This window comes from Staphylococcus hyicus, from assembly GCF_000816085.1.
Classification (GTDB): domain Bacteria; phylum Bacillota; class Bacilli; order Staphylococcales; family Staphylococcaceae; genus Staphylococcus; species Staphylococcus hyicus.
This window is the reverse complement of the sequence record NZ_CP008747.1, coordinates 695,650-714,542: the sequence shown is the minus strand read 5'-3', so window position 1 is coordinate 714,542 and position 18,893 is coordinate 695,650. Positions and strand designations below refer to the sequence as shown.

The following is an 18,893-nucleotide window of genomic DNA, read 5'->3' as shown; positions in this document are numbered from 1 at the left end:
TTATCGTCTACCAAAGCCTTTATATTCTTTTTCATTGACTTGTGCTTCTAAACCTTTCATCGTTTCAATGGCAACACCAATAACGATAAGTAAGCTTGTCCCGCCAAGTTGAATGGCTTGCGGTAAGTTCATAAACTTTGTAGCAATAATCGGAAGAATCGAAATTGCTGCTAAGAAAATTGAACCTGCAAACGTTAAACGATATAAAACTTTAGTAATATATTTTTTCGTTTGTTCGCCAGGACGAATCCCAGGAACATAGCTACCTTGCTTTTTCAGATTTTCTGCCATTTTTTCTGGGTTAACTTGTACAAACGCATAGAAATATGTGAAAGCAATAATGAGTATTACATACACGACCATTCCCATATTGTTTGATGGATCAGCATAATTACCAACTTTTTGAGCCCAATCTGCTTTCGGGAAGAACAATGTTAATGTTCTAGGTAATAAGAAGAATGCCATTGCAAAGATGACAGGAATTACCCCTGCAGAGTTTACTTTTAATGGTAAATATGTTGCCTGTGAACCAAGACGCATATTCGATTGTTTTTTTGCATATTGAATCGGTATTTTACGAATCGCTTGTAAAACGAATACAGCACCTACTGTTAGTAAAATCATACCGACAATAAGACCCATCACTTTTAACCAAGCTAACGTGACATCATCTTGTCCAACGAATTCTTGTTGATAGAATTGCATTAACGCGGACGGCAATGTAGATAAAATACCTGCAAAAATGATAATAGAAATACCATTACCAACACCATATTGCGTAATTTGTTCACCTAACCACATTAAAAATGCAGTACCTGTTGTAAGAACGATTGCAATTAAAAGATATGACCATACGCTTTGAGTTAGGACAAGTGATCCACCAAGGTATGAGTTAAATTGATAAGACATACCGATAGATTGGATGAATGCAAGAACGATAGTAAAATAACGTGTTAAGTTATTTAACTTTCTACGTCCGACCTCACCTTGTTTTGCCCATTCTGTAAACTTAGGCACAATATCCATTTGTAATAATTGCATCACAATGGAAGCAGTAATGTAAGGCATAATCCCCATTGCGAAAATGGAAAAGTTCTTCAAGGCTCCGCCACCAAATGTATTTAACAGATCAGTGACGCCTTGAGAACCTTGTTGATTATCAAATGCTGCTGGATTAACTCCAGGTGCTGGAATATACGTACCAATTTTGAAAATCACTAACATTGCAAGTGTAAAGAAAATCTTGTTACGAACTTCTTTTGTTTTAAAGAAATTCACAAGCGTGTGAAACATTAGATCACCTCGTGAGCTCCGCCCTTCGCTTCAATAGCATCTTTAGCAGAAGCTGAGAATTTGTGTGCTTTAACAGTCAATTTCTTTTCTAATGAACCATTACCTAATACTTTAATGCCAGATTTTTCACTTTTAACTACGCCTGATTCGATTAATAATTCAGGTGTAACCTCAGTACCATCTTCAAATTTGTTAAGTTGGTCTAAGTTAACAATAGCATATTCTTTACGGTTGATGTTAGTGAAACCACGTTTTGGAATACGACGGAATAAAGGTAATTGACCACCTTCAAAACCTGGTCTAACGCCACCACCTGAACGTGCTTTTTGACCTTTTTGACCACGACCACTTGTTTTACCGTTACCAGTAGCCGCACCACGACCTACACGGTTACGTACTTTACGTGAACCTTCTGATGGTTTTAACTCATGTAATTTCATTTCGGCACCTCCTTAATTATTTTTCTTCTACTGTTACTAAGTGACTTACTTTATTGATTTGTCCACGAATCGCATCGTTATCTTCAACAACAACAGATGAGTTAAGTTTTTTCAAACCTAAAGCTTGAACTGTTTTACGTTGTGTTTCCGGACGTCCGATAACGCTTCGAGTGAGGGTAATTTGAATTTTAGCCATTTTAAATGTCTCCCTCCTTAATTATATAATTCTTCTACTGATTTACCACGTAAACGGGCAACATCTTCAGCATTTTTTAAGTTTTGTAAACCGTCAACAGTTGCGCGCACCATGTTAATTGGTGTGTTAGAACCTAATGATTTACTTAAGATATCAGTGATACCTGCAAGTTCTAATACGGCACGAACTGGACCACCCGCGATAACCCCTGTACCAGGAGCAGCTGGTTTCATGAATACACTACCTGAACCATAGCGTCCAGTGATTGTATGTGGTGTTGTACCTTCAACACGTGGAACTGTGATAAGATTTTTCTTCGCAGCCTCAACAGCCTTTTTAATTGCTTCAGGTACCTCTTGTGCTTTACCAGTACCGAAACCAACGCGACCATTTTTGTCACCTACAACTACAAGTGCTGTGAAACGGAAACGACGTCCACCTTTAACAACTTTTGCAACACGGTTAATCGTAACAACGCGTTCTTCAAATTCTTTAACTTCTTCTTCTCTACGAGCCATTTAAATTGTCCCTCCTTTAAATTAAAATTGAAGTCCATTTTCGCGAGCTGCATCTGCTAACGCTTTAACACGTCCGTGGAATAAGTATCCTCCACGATCGAATACAACTGCTTCGATTCCTTTTTCGCTTGCTTTTTTAGCGATTGCTTCACCAACTTTAGTTGCCATTTCAACTTTAGTTACTGATGTGTCAATATCGCTATCTTTAGTAGAAGCTTGAGCTAACGTTACACCTTTAACGTCATCAATGATTTGTGCATAAATATGTTTATTTGAACGGTATACGTTTAGACGTGGCTTTTCGCTAGTACCTGACAATTTCGTACGCACGCGTGCATGTCTTTTTAAACGTACTTTGTTTTTATCAATTTTGCTGATCATGTCAATACTCCTTTCTGTAGAGTTTATTTATTATTTACCAGTTTTACCTTCTTTACGGCGTACGTATTCACCTTGGTAACGGATACCTTTACCTTTATAAGGTTCTGGTGGACGTACATCGCGAATTTTAGATGCTGTAGCACCAACTAATTCTTTGTCGATACCTTCAACTTTTACAGTTGTATTTTTCTCTACTGAGAAAGTAATACCTTCAGCAGCTTCGATTTCAACTGGATGAGAATAACCTACGTTTAATACAAGTTTAGAACCTTGTACTTGTGCACGGTAACCAACACCGATAAGTTCAAGTCCTTTAACGTATCCTTGAGATACACCTTGTACCATATTATTAATTAACGCACGAGTTGTACCATGAATTGTTCTATGTTCTTTAGAATCTGATGGTCTAACAACTTCAAGTGTGTTTTCTTCTTGTTTGTAAGTCATTTCTTCATTAAGTGTTTGTGATAATTCACCTTTAGGTCCTTTAACAGTAACTTTGTTACCTTCGATAGTTACAGTAACGTCACTTGGGATCTCGATAATTTTTTTACCAACACGGCTCATGCTGTGGCACCTCCTTATTTATTTAATGATTACCAAATGTAAGCTAATACTTCGCCACCAACATTACGTTTTCTAGCTTCTTTATCAGTGATAACACCTTCTGAAGTAGATACTAATGCAATACCTAAACCATTTAATACTTTAGGTACTTCGTTTGCTTTAGCATAAACACGTAAACCTGGTTTAGAAATACGTTTTAATCCTGTAATAACACGTTCGTTATTTGAACCATATTTTAAGAATAAACGGATTACACCTTGTTTATCATCTTCGATATATTCTACGTTTTTGATGAAACCTTCGTTTTTAAGGATTTCAGCAATTTCTTTTTTAATGTTTGATGCAGGTAATTCTAATTTTTCGTGACGCACCATGTTTGCGTTTCTTACACGAGTTAACATATCTGCAATTGGATCTGACAATGTCATAGTTTGTTGCCTCCTTTCAAGAGTTAAATTTTTACCAGCTAGCTTTACGTACGCCAGGAATTTGACCTTTATAAGCTAATTCACGGAAACAAATACGGCAAAGTTTAAATTTACGATATACTGAATGCGGACGTCCACATTGTTCACAACGCGTATATTCACGGACTTGGAACTTTTGTTTCTTTTGTTGCTTAGCAACCATTGATTTTTTAGCCACTTAATTAGCCTCCTTTAGAGATTATTTTTGAAATGGCATACCGAATTGTGTTAACAATTCACGAGCTTCCTCGTCAGTGTTAGCAGTAGTTACGATAACGATATCCATTCCACGAACTTTTGATACTTTATCATAATCGATCTCAGGGAAAATTAATTGTTCTTTAACACCTAAAGTGTAGTTACCGCGACCATCAAATGCGTTTTTAGAAACACCACGGAAGTCACGTACACGTGGTAATGATACAGAAATTAATTTATCTAAGAATTCATACATTCTTTCACCACGTAATGTTACTTTAGCACCAATTGGCATACCTTCACGTAAACGGAATGTCGCAACTGATTTTTTAGCTTTAGTGATTAAAGGTTTTTGACCAGTGATTGCTGTTAATTCCTCAACTGCTGTATCTAATACTTTTGAGTTTTGAACTGCATCACCAACACCCATGTTGACTACGATTTTATCGATTTTTGGTACTTCCATTACTGAGCTATAGTTGAATTTTTTTACTAAGTTCTCACTAACTTCAGAGTTGAATTTTTCTTTTAAACGGTTCAAAGTGGATCCTCCTTTCAACTTTTATTATTTATTAGACTTAATTTCTTCGCCTGATTTTTTAGCGATTCTTACTTTTTTACCATCAACAAACTTGTAGCCTACACGTGTAGGTTTGTTAGTTTTAGGGTCTAATAATTGTACGTTAGAAACATGAATTGCTGCTTCAGTTTCTAAGATTCCACCTTCAGGATTGATTTGAGTTGGTTTTTGGTGTTTTTTAACGACGTTTACACCTTCCACAACGACGCGGTCTTTTTTAGGTTCAGTTGCTACAACTTTACCTGTTTTACCTTTGTCTTTACCTGCGATAACGATTACGTTGTCACCTTTTTTGATATGCATGTGGGCACCTCCTTGAATTGTGATTTAGATTTTATAAATTATAGTACTTCTGGTGCAAGAGAAACAATTTTCATAAAGTTTCCTTCACGTAATTCACGCGCTACTGGACCGAAGATACGAGTACCACGTGGTCCTTTGTCGTCACGAATGATAACACATGCATTTTCATCAAATTTGATGTAAGAACCGTCTTTACGACGTACACCTGATTTTGTACGTACAACAACAGCTTTCACAACATCGCCTTTCTTAACAACGCCTCCTGGTGTAGCATTTTTAACAGTTGCTACGATGACGTCACCGATGTTAGCTGTTTTACGGCCAGATCCACCTAATACTTTGATTGTAAGTACTTCACGAGCACCAGAGTTGTCTGCTACTTTTAAGCGTGTTTCTTGTTGGATCATGATTAAACCTCCCTTATCTTTAAATAGTCATTAAATAATTACTGATTCTTCGACAATTTCTACTAAACGGAAACGTTTTGTCGCTGATAAAGGACGAGTTTCTTGAATTTTAACGATATCTCCTAGTTTAGCTGAATTGTTTTCGTCATGTGTTTTATACTTCTTAGAATATTTTACACGTTTACCATATAGTTTGTGCGTTTTGTATGTTTCAACTAAAACAGTCACTGTTTTGTCCATTTTGTCTGAAACGACTTTACCAACGTAAACTTTACGATCATTTCTTTCGCTCACTTTAGTAACCTCCTCTTTCAACTATTATTGGTTAGCTTTTCCTTGTTCTAATTCTCTTTCACGCGCAACAGTTTTAAGACGTGCAATTGTTTTTCTAACAGTTTTGATACGTGCAGTCTCTTCTAATTGACCTGTAGCTAATTGAAAGCGTAGGTTAAAAAGCTCTTCTTTTGATGATTTGATTTGCTCTTCGATTTCAGAAGTGGTTAAGTCTCTAATTTCCTTAGCTTTCATTTGTTTCACCACCCAATTCTTCACGTTTTACAAACTTCGTTTTAACTGGAAGTTTGTGGCTCGCTAAACGTAATGCTTCACGCGCAACTTCTTCAGATACGCCTGCAACTTCAAATAAAATACGACCTGGTTTTACAACTGCGATCCAGCCTTCTACCGCACCTTTACCAGCACCCATACGTACTTCTAAAGGTTTTTTAGTATATGGTGTATGAGGGAAGATTTTAATCCAAACTTTCCCGCCACGTTTCATGTAACGTGTCATAGCGATACGAGCTGATTCGATTTGACGAGAAGTGATCCAAGATGTTGTCGTTGCTTGTAAACCAAATTCGCCAAATGTTACGTAGTTACCGCCTTTAGAACGACCTTTAGTGTCAGGACGATGTTGACGACGATATTTTACACGCTTTGGTAGTAACATAATTATTTTCCTCCTTCACTATTTTTCTTAGTAGGAAGAACTTCACCACGATAGATCCATACTTTAACACCTAACTTACCATAAGTTGTGTCAGCTTCAGCATGTGCATAATCAATGTCAGCACGTAATGTATGAAGTGGTACAGTTCCTTCTGAATATTGTTCAGCACGCGCGATGTCAGCGCCACCTAAACGACCTGATACTTGAGTTTTGATACCTTTAGCACCAAGTTTCATTGCTCTTCCGATTGCTTGTTTTTGTACACGACGGAATGATGCACGGTTTTCTAATTGACGTGCAATGTTTTCAGCTACTAAACGTGCATCTAAATCAACTTTCTTGATTTCAACCACGTTGATGTGTACTTTTTTATCAGTTAATTGGTTTAACTTGTTACGAAGTTTCTCGATTTCTGAACCGCCTTTACCAATTACCATACCTGGTTTACCAGTGTGGATTGCGATGTTGATACGGTTAGCAGCACGTTCGATCTCTACGTGTGATACTGATGCATCTTTTAATGCAGTATCGATAAATTTACGAATTTTTAAGTCTTCGTGTAATAATGATGCGAAATCTTTTTCAGCAAACCATTTTGCTTCCCAGTCGCGGATGATACCAACACGAAGTCCGATTGGATTAATTTTTTGACCCACGGTGTTCCCTCCTTAGTATTTATTAAGCTTCTTGCGCTTCTTCTTTACCGTCACTTACTACGATAGTAATGTGACTTGTTCTTTTGTTAATTGCGCTTGCACGTCCTTGAGCACGTGGACGGAAACGTTTTAAAGTTGGTCCTTCGTTAGCATATGCTTCTTTAACAACTAATTCATCAGTATTCATACCGTAGTTGTGCTCAGCATTAGCTAAAGCGGACATTAATAATTTTTCTACAACTGGAGAAGAAGCTTTGTTTGTTAATTTTAAAATCGCTACAGCTTCTCTTACGTCTTTTCCTCTAATTAGATCTAATACTAATCTAACTTTACGAGGTGCGATTCTGATCGTTCTAGCAACCGCTTTTGCTTCCATTCGTATTTCCTCCTCTACTTACTATTGAGTGATTATCTTCTTGTTTTCTTGTCGTCAGCAGCGTGTCCTTTGAAAGTACGTGTTGGTGCAAATTCACCTAATTTGTGACCAACCATATCTTCAGTTACGTATACAGGTACGTGTTTGCGGCCATCATATACTGCAAATGTGTGTCCAATGAAGTTTGGGAAAATTGTTGAACGACGTGACCATGTTTTGATTACTTGTTTCTTTTCGCTGTCGCCTTGAGCTTCAACTTTTTTCATTAAATGATCATCGACGAAAGGTCCCTTTTTAATACTACGAGCCATAGTGGCGCCTCCTTTCTTATTGTGTGCGTGCAGCTAAGAAGCCGCACACCCAAATAAGCTATTTTTATTTTTTCTTACGTCTACGTACGATAAGTTTGTCTGAATGTTTCTTACCACGACGTGTTTTCTTACCAAGGGTTGGTTTACCCCAAGGTGACATTGGAGATGGACGTCCGATTGGCGCACGACCTTCACCACCACCGTGTGGGTGATCGTTAGGGTTCATTACAGAACCACGAACAGTAGGTCTTTTACCTAACCATCTTGATTTACCAGCTTTACCAACGTTAACAAGTTCATGTTGTAAGTTACCAACTTGACCGATTGTAGCACGGCAAGTTGAAAGAATCATACGTACTTCACCAGAACGAAGTCTTACAAGTACATATTTACCTTCTTTACCTAATACTTGAGCGCTTGCACCAGCTGAACGTGCGATTTGTCCACCACGACCTGGTTTTAATTCGATATTGTGGATAACAGTACCTACAGGAATGTCTTTTAATTGAAGTGCATTACCAACTTTGATGTCAGCTTCAGAACCACTTTCAATTACTTGACCTACTTGTAAACCTTTAGGTGCGATGATGTAACGTTTCTCACCATCTGCGTATACGATTAATGCAATGTTTGCTGATCTGTTTGGATCATATTGAATAGAATCAACTTTACCTGGGATTCCATCTTTATTACGTTTAAAATCAATCACACGGTATTGACGTTTATGTCCGCCACCATGATGACGTACAGTCAATTTACCTTGGTTGTTACGACCCGCTTTTTTCGGTAGCGGTTGTAATAATGACTTTTCTGGTTTTGTTTCAGTGATTTCAGCGAAATCTAGAGTAGTCATATTACGACGACCATTTGTAATTGGCTTATAATGTTTTAATGCCATTGTCGCTTACCTCCTTATTGGTATATTTTTTAATTGAATAAGTCGATTTGACCTTCTTTTAAAGTTACGATAGCTTTACGGCGTTTGTTTGTATAGCCTTGGTAACGGCCCATACGTTTCTTTTTAGGTTTGTAGTTAATGATATTAACATTCGCTACTTTTACATCGAAGATTTCTTCAACAGCAATTTTAACTTGCGTCTTGTTGGCACGTACATCTACATCGAAAGTGTATTTGTCCTCAGCCATTGCTTCAGATGATTTTTCAGTGATTACGGGGCGCTTTAGAATGTCTCTAGCTTCCATTATCCGAGCACCTCCTCAACTTTTTTAGCTGCTTCTTCAGTGATTAAAACACTGTCAGCATGTGTTAAATCTAATACGTTTAGTCCTTCAGGTGTTGTGATTTGAACACCAGGGATATTACGTGCAGATAATTCAACGTTAACATCTTCTCCAAGTGTTACAACTAAAACTTTCTTAGGTAATTCTAAGTTTGTTAATGTTGTTTTGAAATCTTTTGTTTTTGGAGCTTCTAAATTGAAGTTATCAACAATTTTAAGTCCATTTTCTTGAACTTTGTAAGATAATGCAGAACGTAATGCTAAACGACGCATTTTCTTAGGCATTTTGTAGCCGTAGCTTCTTGGTGTAGGACCAAATACTACGCCACCACCACGCCATTGTGGGGCACGGATAGTACCTTGACGCGCACGTCCAGTACCTTTTTGTCTCCATGGTTTACGTCCACCGCCACGAACTGCTGAACGATTTTTAACAGCGTGTGTTCCTTGGCGTAATGAAGCGCGTTGTAAGTTAATCGCTTCGAATAATACTTCATTGTTAGGTTCGATTGCGAATACTGCATCGCTCAGTTCAACTGAACCAGCTTTAGATCCGTCAACTTTTAATACATCATAATTTGCCATTATGCATTTCCTCCTTTCGCTACTTATTATTGATTAGCTTTTACAGCTGTTTGGATTTGAACAAAACCTTTTTTAGGTCCAGGTACATTACCTTTAACTAAAATGACGTTGTTTTCCGTATCAACTGCAACAACTTCTAAGTTTTGAACAGTGACAGTATTACCGCCCATACGGCCTGGTAATTTTTGTCCTTTAAATACGCGTGACGCATCTGACGCCATACCGATTGAACCTGGTGCTCTGTGGAAATGAGAACCATGTGACATAGGTCCACGTGATTGGTTGTGACGCTTGATCGCACCTTGGAAACCTTTACCTTTTGAAGTTCCTGTTACGTCAATGATGTCGCCTGCTACAAATGTATCAACTGAGACTTCTTGACCTACTTCGTATTCATCAACATTAATGTTTCTGAATTCACGAATGAAGCGCTTAGGTGCAACGCCAGCTTTTTTAGCATGACCTTCAGCTGGTTTGTTTGCGTATTTGTTTGATTTGCTATCTTTTTTGTAAGCTAACTTGTCGTCGAAACCGATTTGTACTGCGTTGTAACCATCGATTTCTTCAGTTTTCTTTTGTAATACTACGTTTCCTTTTGCTTCTACAACTGTTACTGGAATTAAGTCTCCGTTTTCACCGAATACTTGAGTCATTCCAATTTTTCTTCCTAAGATTCCTTTGGTCATCGAAAGTCCACCTCCTAAAATTTTCTATTATAATTTAATTTCGATGTCTACACCTGATGGTAAGTTTAAGCCCATTAAAGCATCAACTGTTTTTGGTGTAGGGTTAACAATGTCGATTAAACGTTTGTGTGTACGTTGTTCGAATTGTTCACGAGAATCTTTGTACTTATGCACCGCACGGATGATAGTGTACACTGATTTTTCTGTTGGTAATGGGATTGGTCCTGATACGTCTGCACCAGAACGTTTCGCAGTTTCAACAATTTTCTCAGCTGATTGATCAATAACACGGTGATCGTAAGCTTTTAATCTGATTCTGATTTTTTGTTTTGCCATAATTTACCCTCCTTATTCGTCTTCATTAGTGATAAGACTTCTCCACGAAAACTATCTCACACAACGCCATGGCAAAGCGGCCGGGTGTGTCAGTAACCTTTCGCTTCATCGCATTAAAAAGTCCAACATTAGACATTTTACACGAAATGTTTGAGAAGTTCAACCATTTTATGTAAAATCTTTTGTCTAATTCACATACCCCATTATTTTACTCTAAATACGTGGCTACTTCAACACTTTTTTTGAATTTCTCAAATCTTTTTCTACCTTTAAATATCGTTCCAATGCCTATCTCCTTATAAATCTAGTTTAAAAATACATCTTATTTAAAGTTGGAGAAATGTAGTCGTTTCGAGACCATGTTGTTAAACAAGTTCATGTTTTGATTGTGATTAATGTCTCACCCTTTTATGCACGTATTCTTAAATCTATCAACGCCTTGTCGTCATGGTGTAGGTCAGCCTCCCACCGTTCATTCTCCGATCATAAAAAAACTGTTAATGAACTATGTTCACTAACAGTTTTGACGATTTAACCATGCACAAATACAAAATATAATATAAATATGACTAATAAAGCATACATAATTGGATGAACTTCTCTATGACGTTTCGTCAACACCATTGTTATTGGGTAAAAGATAAAGCCACAAGCGATTCCAGTTGCAATTGAGTACGATAGAGGCATCATGATAATTGTAACAAACGCAGGTACAGCGACTTCAAAGTTTTTCCAGCTAATAGATGCGAGATTAGATGCCATTAAAACACCCACCACCACTAATGCAGGTGTTGTGACTGCTGGCGTCACAACTGCCATAAGTGGACTAAAGAACAAAGCTAATAAGAAACATATACCTGTAATAATACTTGCAAATCCTGTACGCGCTCCAACAGCAACACCGGATGTAGATTCGATGTATGATGTTGTTGTTGTCGTTCCGAATATCGCACCTACCATCGTCGCAAGTGAATCTGAAAATAAAGCACGACCTGCACGTGGTAAACGATTGTTTTTCATGAATCCCGCTTGAGAAGCTACGGCTACGATTGTTCCAGCTGTGTCAAAGAAATCGATGAATAAAAACGTCAAAATGACGATTAAAAATTGAACTGTAAAAAGTTGACCTGGATCTTGAAAAGCTTCAAACGCTGCACCAAACGTCGGTGCAATACTTGGTACTTTACCAATTACGCCTGAAGGAGGTGCAATTTGCTGTGTGACCAAGCCAGCTATTGCTGTGATTACCATACCAATAAAAATCGCACCTGGTACTTTTTTAGCATATAGCACAATTGTAATGACGATACCAAATACAGCTAATAAAACGTGAGGTTCTGTTAATTTCCCTAATGTAACTAATGTTGCATCTTGGTTCGTTATAATTCCTGAACTTTGCAACCCTACAAAAGTAATAAATAGTCCTATACCTGAAGATACGGCCATCTTCATTTCAAAAGGAATGGCGTTAATTATGGTTTCTCGTAATCCTGTTGCAGTCAAAATAGCAAATATAAATCCAGAGAATAGCACGCCAGTCAAACCCGTCTGCCAAGGAATGCCCATCGTTAATACAACTGTAAATGCAAAAAATGCATTGAGTCCCATACCGGGTGCCAGCGCTATTGGATATCTTGCTATAATCCCCATGAATAAGCACCCGACAAAGGCTGCAAGTGCTGTTGCAACAAAGATAGCCCCTTGGTCCATTTTCTGCTCAGAAGGTACGCCATCCACCCCAGCTAAACTTAGCACTTGAGGATTGACCGCTAAAATATACGCCATTGATAAGAATGTTGTTAATCCACCTAATATTTCTCGCTTGAAATTAGTTTGATGTTCATCAAAACGGAAGTATCGCTTCACTTTTATTAGCTCCTTTTATTAAAATACCTACATATTTTAATACGTATACGGTATGATTTCAATACAAAATCCGAACTTTATAACAAAATACATAAATTAAGTTCGATTTTCAGCTACAATTTCAACCCTTTCAATGCATCTTTGAATGGATTATGATCTAATTCATCATCTTTCATATATTTTTTCATATCACGATGAGAGACTTTATCTTTACCTTTAGATTTTAAACGTTGATTCATTTGCGCTTGTGTCTCTGTATGCCCACATACACAGCGATACGTGGCTTGTCCACCAGTACCAAACTTAGTCAGCCTTTTTTTACATTTTGGACAACGCGCTTTCGTTTGTGTTTTAACATCTTTCTTCGTTTTACACGCCGGGTCCTGACAGACAAGCATTGAACCGTGTTTTGTTTTTACTTTTAACATAAATTTGCCACACGTTGGACATTCTGCAGACGTTAAATTATCATGTTTGTATTTCTGGTTGCTATCTTTAATAGTTTGAATCACATCTATCGTGAATTGCTTCATTTCATCAATAAATTGTTGACGTTGATATGTTCCTTTTTCTATTTTCAATAATTTATCTTCCCACTCTGCAGTCAGCATTGGAGACGTTAATGCTTGCGGCGCCAACGATAAAATTTGTGCCCCTTTAGAAGTCACTTTTAACTTCCCATCTTGACTCTCAATCGCATTCATTTTAAATAATTTTTCAATAATATCTGCTCTTGTTGCTACAGTCCCGATACCACCTGTTGCTTTAAGTGTTTCTGCAGAATGTTTATCATTCAAGTTAAAAAACTGATCCGGTCGTTCCATTGCTTTAAGGAGGGTCCCTTCATTGAAATAAGCAGGAGGTGTCGTTTGGTGAGAAAGGATAGAAACATCAGTGACGTCAAAACGCTCACCTTCTGTCATCGATCCTTTTACTTCTGTTGAAGGTAACTCATGATGTAATGCTTTAAAACCTAATTGTTTTGTTTCATTACTTTTATAAATAAATGTAGCTTCCCCAATTTGTCCAATAATTTGACGCTCTATATAAATATGAGGTTCTGATAAAACCTCAAGATATCGTTGTACGACAAGCAAGTAGATCTTTTTTTCATGTGCGCCTAAATCATCCATATATGGTCGCACTTCTGTTGGTATGATGGCATGATGATCTGACACTTTTTGATTATTGATACATGATAATTTTGTTGTAAATTGTTTATGCATAAGCGTTTGGGCATGTGTTTTATATTCCGTTCCCATAACTGCTTGTAAACGTTCTTTAAGCGTACCTACCATATCTGTCGTTAAATAATTAGAGTCAGTACGCGGATACGTTAATACTTTATGACGTTCATATAAACTTTGTAACGCATTCAAAGTTTGTTTCGCACTTATTTTATAGCGTTGATACGCATGTTGTTGTATATCTGTTAAATTATACAAGCGACCAGGATATGATTTTTTCTCTTTTTCTTTAATTGATTCAATCTTAATGGACTGACCTTGAATCGTTTCTGCGAGGTTGTTTAACTTCTGTTTGTCAAACTCACGTTGTGCTTGCACTAATTTAAAAGGTAAGTTATCCACCTTAACTTCCATTGTAAAATATGTTTCAGGTTTGAAATGTTTAATTTCTTCTTGTCGTTGTTGGATTAATTTTATCGTTGGCGTTTGAACACGTCCAAGCGATAATTGTGCATCATACCGTGTCGTTAATGCACGTGTGGCATTAATACCCACAATCCAATCCGCTTCACTGCGCGCTAAAGCCGCTTGATAAAGTGGATAATAATGTTTTGCATCTTTAAGATTGCGAAACCCTTGTTGAATGGCTTTCGGTGTTACTGAACTAATCCATAAGCGTTTGAGCGGCTTTTTAATACGAACTTTATCTAATATTAGCCGTGCGACTAACTCTCCTTCTCTTCCTGCATCCGTAGCGATAATAACCTCTTTAACATCATCTCTTTTTAATAAATGTTGTACGGTGTTAAACTGCTTACGTGTTTTGCCTATCACCACTGTTTTCATTTGTTTAGGTATAATGGGTAAAGCTTCTAATCGCCATTGTTGATAAGATTTGTCATATTGTTCAGGTGTCGCGTTCGTCACTAAATGACCTAACGCCCAAGTAATAATATAGTGTTGATTTTCAATATAGCCATTTTTCGCATTTGTCACGTTTAATGCTTTGGCGATATCTCTACCTACTGAAGGTTTTTCTGCTAATACTAAAGATTTCATGATTTTACTCCTGTTTTAACTTTATAATACTCATATTGTATCATGCCTCTTAAGTGTATACTTTCATTTCCTTATAAAACAACTTATAATTAGCGTAAAGAAACTATTAAGGAGGGGCACTATGAAGGTCAGTCGAGTCACTTCCGTTGATCGTATATTAATTTTTATTAAAGAAAACATCTCAACTTCACAGTCTTATACGAATAAAATTCCTATTCATTATGACGCGGCGTATGACATGTACCTCAAGGAGGCATTAACGACGACAGGTATATATATACTAGAAGAAAATGACGAGATTCAAATGGCGCTCATGTGTATACCTTATATGGAAAACCGTTATAAGGTTATCGGACCCATTACAAAAAAAGACTATATCCCTACAGGTGAGGCATTCAAAAGTTTATTTCACGAAGCAACAAAAGAAAATACGCAAAACGCAACCTATTACTTTTCTTATGCAGCTGAAAATGAACACATTAAAGCCTACATGAAAACTATCGGTGCATCCTATACATTTACAGATTATCATCTATCAACACGCACAGATTTAGGAGAAACCGAAAACATTCATCATATTATCGATTATAAATCAGCTTATTTCAAATCTTTCAAAAAACTTCATGAAGACACATTTTCTCATCACGCCATGCGTGCAGAAGAAATTACGGATACATTAGATGAACATCATCAACTTATGTTATATATGGCAGAAGGATTGCTTAAAGGCTACTTATATTTAATTATTAACCCCACACAAGGTCATGCTGAAATTCGTTATTTTTCTTCACATACGCACTACCGTTTAAAAGGGATTGCTTTCGACCTCATCCAACATGCAATTCACGTCGCCCTTTCTCATGAAGGTATTGATAACGTGTATTTTAAAATACGCAGTAAAAACCATCGCTTAGTTGAACGTTTTCATGAATTCGGTTTTGAAATGACATCAGAATACCGCAAATTCAAACTTGTGCACTAAATCTTTTAGCATTCACCGCATGCAAAAATGAATACACTATTTATTAAAATAGACCGACAACACTTAGGGATACACCAAAGATTTCATTTTAAATTGTTTCTAAACCCTAGCTTGTTTAGGTACTTTATCCCAACGCATTTAGAGAGCGGGCGGAACTTTATGAGGTTTCCGCCCGCTCTCTAAATAGATTGTCGGTTCCGACTTGATACTTTAGAAGTCTCGACTTTTGAATCAATCAAAATGTTATGTTAAATATATCAACTTTCCCATTATAAAGACAAAATGGAGCAATATAGATTAACAACATCCAACATTGTCCATCACTCAATAACTGTTGTTGACTCATTATATTACTAGGAATGCGATGTCCCAATACCGTTACACTTTCCAGCGCTTATGTCACAAGGAAAAAGTGTTGATAAATATATAGGATACAAATGCTAATCACTACAGTCATATTACTTGCCATCGCAATCATCGGTAACGTTCGATATTGAAATTGTACGGCATATGATAAAGCAGCTACACCTACAGGTAAAACCCAAATCAATTGTAATGTTGTTTTAATCATATCGTCGGATACAGGTAAAAAAACATGAACAAGACTACCAAAAACAAGCCCAAGTCCGTAATGCATGCCAATATACTTAAACGTTAACGGCAAAAAACGGCGTTCAATTTTAAAATCTAATAATATCCCTAATAACAACATAGATAGTGGCAAATTTGCTTTACCGAGCAAATCGAAAAACGTTATCGTGTTGGGAGGGAGTTTAATCGCACATAAACTCAGTACTATCATTACGATATAAGTCATTAACGGAATCGATTTTAAGCAGCTCAAAAAAATCGTCTTGACGTTCAATGTGCCTTCCGCATTTTTAAAATATCCTGCGATGAAATAAGTAAGACCGAACATCAACACGGCCCCACCAATATCTGCCATACCAAAATATAATAGACCCTTTTCAGGCCACATTTGCTGTACAAGTGGATATGCAAATATCCCAATATTTAACGAAGCCATTAACATCGCTACGGTACCTCTAACTTCATTGTTATATTTTATAAATAATAAAATAACAATGAGTTTAGTCATTAACCCATAGAGCACCATTAATATAGGTAATAAAGATAGCTCAGGTGTTAATGTAACCCCATTCAAATTAACAATCACGACAGCAGGTAATGTGACATTCAACACAAGTGTCGTGATTACTTTTGCATCTGACCCTTTGACATAGCCTATGCGCTTTAATGTATAACCTAATGCGATAAGTAATAAAATCATTATAAATCGATCTGTCACATATATCCCCCCTTATCATGCGACAAAATAATCAACCCTTTATATGAGACTTTCAGCATATTCGTTTCATTATCAAGAATGAAGCATGTTATAATGTTATAAACAAAAGGAGGCTAGTTTTATGAGTTTAGAAGCCCAATTACAGGAACTTAAATTAGATTATATTCGCATTCAAAGCGATTTAGAAAAACGTGAATCTACGGGCCAACAAGTTGACCCTTTGATAAAACAATTGGAATCTATTGAACATGAAATCTCTAAAGTAAGACAATACATGCGACAAGAGATGGCTTCACAAAAAAATGAGTCGCATCATCAATAGATTTAGAAAGGACTAACTTATGCTTATTTATTTCCTTTTATTACCAATACTGTATTTCATTGTCAGTTACATTAGTATATTTAAAATGCAGTTACGATTTGCGACGGTTCTACGTATTTTCATGGGGATTATTTTAATCATTGTCATTGCCACTTCATTAAAATATCACGCTATGATGACGTGGTGGTTGTTTGTTGTATTACTTTTATTCATTGGAAATGTTGAAACTACTGCATTTAAGCACTTTAAAAATGATAAAAAAGGCGTCAATATATTAAATATGATGACTGCGCTAATTTTTGTCGTTTATGTGATATTAGCCATCGCGCTTATTTAACATGTGTGCATAGCTAATATGTTCACTGTTGTTTTACAATTTGACCTTCAAAGTAGATGCTAAGACATCCACTTTGAAGGTTTTCATTTGTTTAACCTATACGTCTACTACACTTAATCACTTTTGGTATAGTGAGGCAATTGATGCAAGACGTCTAAGGCCTTCTATTAATTGATGCTCGTCTATTGCAAATGATACACGTACATAGCCTTCTCCCTGTTCTCCAAATGGATGCCCTGGGGCAACCAATATAGAACACCTCTGTAATAGATAATTTACAAATTGATCACTCGTATACCCAGGCGGGCACGGTAACCATAAAAATATTCCGCCTTTAATTGGTTCAAAAGGAATCTGCGCTGTTGTTAATGCTTTTTCTATAATATCTCTTCTATTTTTAAATGTATGTGCTTGAAGACGGAGTACATCATCACATTCATTCAAAGCTACTGTACATGCGTCCTGTAACGCACCATACATACCCGCTTGCGTATGTGTGTGATATTTCTTTAATTGTCGTATCATGTGTGCGTTACCAACTGCAAATCCCACACGATACCCTGACATATTATATCCTTTTGAAAATGAAAACACTTCAATCGCACGTGATTTGGCACCTTTTGCAGCAAGTATACTTGGATTCTCCCTATCAAAACCGAATGCTTGATATGCAAAATCATGAACAATCATCGTCTCGGTATCTTTAAAATAGTCTATCGTATCCTGAAAAAATTCAGGGGTGGCGACAGAACCTGTTGGATTATTCGGATACGTTAAATAAATTAACTTTGCTTCTGTTGTATCTATTTGATCCCATTGCGGTAAATACCCGTGTTCTGGATATAATTTCATCGGACGTGGCTGTCCATGCGCTAAAAGGACACCCGCTTCATAATCTGTATACCCAGGATCCGGTAATAACACAATCTCTCCAGGCTCAACAACACATGTTGGTAACGCAACCAAACCATTTTTTGTCCCATAAAATAAACATACTTCTGTTTCAGGATCGAGTGATACATCAAAATGCCGTTTGTAAAAATGAACGATGGCTTGTTTAAATGAGGGTTTTCCTTGAAAAGCCAAATATTTTTGGTTCTCAGGCATTCGTATAGCGTGTGCCAAAGCATCAAGAATACGGTCCGGAGTATTAGCATCCGGTATCCCTACTGCAAGATTAATTAACGGTAATGGACCATGTTCAACAGCTTTCCCCATCGTTTTGCCAAAGTAACTTTCAGGAATACGTTTTAAAATAGATGTCTCTTTCATTAGATGTCCCCCTTTGAAATAACTAAAACTCCTGTCTACATTGTCAACAGTTACTACAAGATGCAA

At 36.9% G+C, this 18,893-nt stretch carries 29 protein-coding genes; 3 read left to right on the top strand and 26 right to left on the bottom strand.

Going from position 1 to position 18,893, the window contains the following annotated elements:
- The 24 genes from secY to SHYC_RS03045 form a co-directional block, all read right to left on the bottom strand.
- Entirely contained in the window at positions 1-1,293 is a 1,293-nt protein-coding gene (secY, locus tag SHYC_RS03160) for a preprotein translocase subunit SecY (RefSeq protein WP_039644469.1), read from the bottom strand.
- Positions 1,293-1,733 (bottom strand): 50S ribosomal protein L15, encoded by a 441-nt coding sequence (gene rplO, locus SHYC_RS03155; RefSeq protein ID WP_037567130.1) that lies wholly within the window; start codon positions 1,731-1,733, stop codon positions 1,293-1,295. The genes secY and rplO overlap by 1 nt, the downstream gene beginning before the upstream one ends.
- A 16-nt stretch (positions 1,734-1,749) precedes the next feature.
- Positions 1,750-1,929 (bottom strand): 50S ribosomal protein L30, encoded by a 180-nt coding sequence (gene rpmD, locus SHYC_RS03150; protein WP_039644465.1) that lies wholly within the window; start codon positions 1,927-1,929, stop codon positions 1,750-1,752.
- 17 nt (positions 1,930-1,946) lie between these two features.
- Positions 1,947-2,447 carry a 30S ribosomal protein S5 gene (gene rpsE, locus SHYC_RS03145; protein WP_037567127.1) on the bottom strand — a complete coding sequence of 167 codons (501 nt, stop codon included), beginning with the start codon at positions 2,445-2,447 and terminating at the stop codon, positions 1,947-1,949.
- 21 nt (positions 2,448-2,468) lie between these two features.
- Positions 2,469-2,828 (bottom strand): 50S ribosomal protein L18, encoded by a 360-nt coding sequence (gene rplR / locus SHYC_RS03140; protein WP_039644463.1) that lies wholly within the window; start codon positions 2,826-2,828, stop codon positions 2,469-2,471.
- A 30-nt stretch (positions 2,829-2,858) separates the two neighbouring features.
- Entirely contained in the window at positions 2,859-3,395 is a 537-nt protein-coding gene (gene rplF / locus SHYC_RS03135; protein WP_037567123.1) for a 50S ribosomal protein L6, read from the bottom strand.
- Between the two features lie 29 nt (positions 3,396-3,424).
- Positions 3,425-3,823, bottom strand: a complete 399-nt coding sequence (rpsH, locus tag SHYC_RS03130; RefSeq protein ID WP_014613226.1) for a 30S ribosomal protein S8 — start codon at positions 3,821-3,823, stop codon at positions 3,425-3,427.
- Positions 3,824-3,854: 31 nt separating this feature from the next.
- Positions 3,855-4,040 carry a type Z 30S ribosomal protein S14 gene (locus SHYC_RS03125; RefSeq protein ID WP_037567121.1) on the bottom strand — a complete coding sequence of 62 codons (186 nt, stop codon included), beginning with the start codon at positions 4,038-4,040 and terminating at the stop codon, positions 3,855-3,857.
- Positions 4,041-4,061: 21 nt separating this feature from the next.
- Positions 4,062-4,601: a 50S ribosomal protein L5 gene (rplE, locus tag SHYC_RS03120; protein ID WP_037567119.1), complete on the bottom strand. Its 540-nt coding sequence runs from the start codon at positions 4,599-4,601 to the stop codon at positions 4,062-4,064.
- 24 nt (positions 4,602-4,625) lie between these two features.
- On the bottom strand, positions 4,626-4,943 hold the full coding sequence (rplX, locus tag SHYC_RS03115) for a 50S ribosomal protein L24 (protein WP_037567116.1): 318 nt from the start codon (positions 4,941-4,943) through the stop codon (positions 4,626-4,628).
- Positions 4,944-4,981: 38 nt separating this feature from the next.
- Positions 4,982-5,350 carry a 50S ribosomal protein L14 gene (rplN, locus tag SHYC_RS03110; protein ID WP_014613222.1) on the bottom strand — a complete coding sequence of 123 codons (369 nt, stop codon included), beginning with the start codon at positions 5,348-5,350 and terminating at the stop codon, positions 4,982-4,984.
- Between the two features lie 30 nt (positions 5,351-5,380).
- Positions 5,381-5,644, bottom strand: a complete 264-nt coding sequence (gene rpsQ / locus SHYC_RS03105) for a 30S ribosomal protein S17 (RefSeq protein WP_037567114.1) — start codon at positions 5,642-5,644, stop codon at positions 5,381-5,383.
- 24 nt (positions 5,645-5,668) lie between these two features.
- On the bottom strand, positions 5,669-5,878 hold the full coding sequence (gene rpmC / locus SHYC_RS03100; RefSeq protein ID WP_014613220.1) for a 50S ribosomal protein L29: 210 nt from the start codon (positions 5,876-5,878) through the stop codon (positions 5,669-5,671).
- A complete protein-coding gene (rplP, locus tag SHYC_RS03095) occupies positions 5,868-6,302 on the bottom strand; it encodes a 50S ribosomal protein L16 (protein WP_037567112.1) in 435 nt (144 codons plus the stop codon). Before rplP ends, rpmC begins: the two co-directional genes overlap by 11 nt.
- A gap of 2 nt (positions 6,303-6,304) precedes the next feature.
- Positions 6,305-6,958, bottom strand: a complete 654-nt coding sequence (gene rpsC / locus SHYC_RS03090) for a 30S ribosomal protein S3 (protein WP_039644459.1) — start codon at positions 6,956-6,958, stop codon at positions 6,305-6,307.
- A gap of 22 nt (positions 6,959-6,980) precedes the next feature.
- Positions 6,981-7,334: a 50S ribosomal protein L22 gene (rplV, locus tag SHYC_RS03085; RefSeq protein WP_016426354.1), complete on the bottom strand. Its 354-nt coding sequence runs from the start codon at positions 7,332-7,334 to the stop codon at positions 6,981-6,983.
- Between the two features lie 32 nt (positions 7,335-7,366).
- Entirely contained in the window at positions 7,367-7,645 is a 279-nt protein-coding gene (rpsS, locus tag SHYC_RS03080; RefSeq protein ID WP_014613216.1) for a 30S ribosomal protein S19, read from the bottom strand.
- Between the two features lie 64 nt (positions 7,646-7,709).
- Positions 7,710-8,543 (bottom strand): 50S ribosomal protein L2, encoded by an 834-nt coding sequence (gene rplB / locus SHYC_RS03075; RefSeq protein ID WP_039644454.1) that lies wholly within the window; start codon positions 8,541-8,543, stop codon positions 7,710-7,712.
- A 29-nt stretch (positions 8,544-8,572) separates the two neighbouring features.
- On the bottom strand, positions 8,573-8,848 hold the full coding sequence (rplW, locus tag SHYC_RS03070) for a 50S ribosomal protein L23 (protein ID WP_037567103.1): 276 nt from the start codon (positions 8,846-8,848) through the stop codon (positions 8,573-8,575).
- Positions 8,848-9,471 (bottom strand): 50S ribosomal protein L4, encoded by a 624-nt coding sequence (rplD, locus tag SHYC_RS03065; RefSeq protein ID WP_039644451.1) that lies wholly within the window; start codon positions 9,469-9,471, stop codon positions 8,848-8,850. The genes rplW and rplD overlap by 1 nt, the downstream gene beginning before the upstream one ends.
- A gap of 26 nt (positions 9,472-9,497) precedes the next feature.
- Positions 9,498-10,157: a 50S ribosomal protein L3 gene (gene rplC / locus SHYC_RS03060; RefSeq protein WP_039644449.1), complete on the bottom strand. Its 660-nt coding sequence runs from the start codon at positions 10,155-10,157 to the stop codon at positions 9,498-9,500.
- Positions 10,158-10,184: 27 nt separating this feature from the next.
- Positions 10,185-10,493, bottom strand: coding sequence for a 30S ribosomal protein S10 (gene rpsJ, locus SHYC_RS03055; protein ID WP_001118667.1), 309 nt, complete (start codon positions 10,491-10,493; stop codon positions 10,185-10,187).
- 531 nt (positions 10,494-11,024) lie between these two features.
- Positions 11,025-12,359 carry an NCS2 family permease gene (locus tag SHYC_RS03050; RefSeq protein WP_039644440.1) on the bottom strand — a complete coding sequence of 445 codons (1,335 nt, stop codon included), beginning with the start codon at positions 12,357-12,359 and terminating at the stop codon, positions 11,025-11,027.
- A gap of 113 nt (positions 12,360-12,472) precedes the next feature.
- Entirely contained in the window at positions 12,473-14,605 is a 2,133-nt protein-coding gene (locus SHYC_RS03045) for a DNA topoisomerase III (protein ID WP_039644438.1), read from the bottom strand.
- Positions 14,606-14,726: 121 nt separating this feature from the next.
- Here SHYC_RS03045 and SHYC_RS03040 point away from each other — a divergent pair, with 121 nt between their 5' ends.
- On the top strand, positions 14,727-15,587 hold the full coding sequence (locus SHYC_RS03040; protein ID WP_039644436.1) for a GNAT family N-acetyltransferase: 861 nt from the start codon (positions 14,727-14,729) through the stop codon (positions 15,585-15,587).
- Between the two features lie 394 nt (positions 15,588-15,981).
- Here SHYC_RS03040 and SHYC_RS03035 read toward each other — a convergent pair whose 3' ends face one another.
- Complete coding sequence (locus SHYC_RS03035; RefSeq protein WP_039644434.1) at positions 15,982-16,896, bottom strand: AEC family transporter; 915 nt, start codon at positions 16,894-16,896, stop codon at positions 15,982-15,984.
- Between the two features lie 121 nt (positions 16,897-17,017).
- Here SHYC_RS03035 and SHYC_RS03030 point away from each other — a divergent pair, with 121 nt between their 5' ends.
- Positions 17,018-17,218: an SE1832 family protein gene (locus SHYC_RS03030; protein WP_039644432.1), complete on the top strand. Its 201-nt coding sequence runs from the start codon at positions 17,018-17,020 to the stop codon at positions 17,216-17,218.
- A gap of 19 nt (positions 17,219-17,237) precedes the next feature.
- A complete protein-coding gene (gene mspA, locus SHYC_RS03025; RefSeq protein WP_039644430.1) occupies positions 17,238-17,555 on the top strand; it encodes a membrane stabilizing protein MspA in 318 nt (105 codons plus the stop codon).
- Between the two features lie 117 nt (positions 17,556-17,672).
- On the opposite strand, the gene SHYC_RS03020 is transcribed toward mspA, so the two are convergent.
- Complete coding sequence (locus SHYC_RS03020) at positions 17,673-18,827, bottom strand: aminotransferase class I/II-fold pyridoxal phosphate-dependent enzyme (RefSeq protein ID WP_039644428.1); 1,155 nt, start codon at positions 18,825-18,827, stop codon at positions 17,673-17,675.
- Between the last annotated feature and the right edge of the window lie 66 nt (positions 18,828-18,893).